Below are 522 nucleotides of genomic sequence, written 5' to 3'. Positions count from 1 at the left end.
GGGGTGAAGTCGTAACAAGGTAGCCGTAGGGGAACCTGCGGCTGGATCACCTCCTTATCGACACTGTTTATCGCTCGCGGCAAGTGCTCACAACGAATTACCTGATCAAGTTAGTTTATCGAGTAGTAGTGTCGGGTCTGTAGCTCAGTTGGTTAGAGCGCACCCCTGATAAGGGTGAGGTCGGCAGTTCAAATCTGCCCAGACCCACCAAAAGCTTCGTGCTTTTGTCGACACGGTTTTGCCGACTTTGAGGGGCCATAGCTCAGCTGGGAGAGCGCCTGCCTTGCACGCAGGAGGTCAGCGGTTCGATCCCGCTTGGCTCCACCACAAAGACGACAGTTCACGCTTCTACTACCTGATAACGCTGACAGTTCACAGTGACAAGCATATCGCCTTCCTCGTGAAGGTTGTGTGACTTCTCACTGTTCACTGAACAGCCGCTCTTTAACAATGTGAATCATGCTGACGATGGATATGTGCGCCAAGCATATGTCCATCAAACGATATGTCGGAGTTGTCCGA

General features: G+C 52.1%; 2 tRNA genes and 1 rRNA gene. All 3 read left to right on the top strand.

Going from position 1 to position 522, the window contains the following annotated elements:
• Nucleotides 1–57, top strand: a 16S ribosomal RNA gene (locus CFN46_RS17395); the annotation flags it as partial.
• Nucleotides 58–133: 76 nt separating this feature from the next.
• A tRNA-Ile gene (locus CFN46_RS17390) sits at nt 134–210 on the top strand.
• 41 nt (nt 211–251) lie between these two features.
• Nucleotides 252–327: transfer RNA gene (locus CFN46_RS17385), tRNA-Ala, on the top strand.
• Nucleotides 328–522: the final 195 nt, after the last annotated feature.

Origin of the sequence: Cobetia sp. QF-1 (assembly GCF_002213105.1) — a bacterium.
In the GTDB taxonomy this organism is placed as follows: Bacteria; Pseudomonadota; Gammaproteobacteria; order Pseudomonadales; family Halomonadaceae; genus Cobetia; species Cobetia crustatorum.
This window is presented reverse-complemented; position numbering and strand designations above follow the sequence as displayed.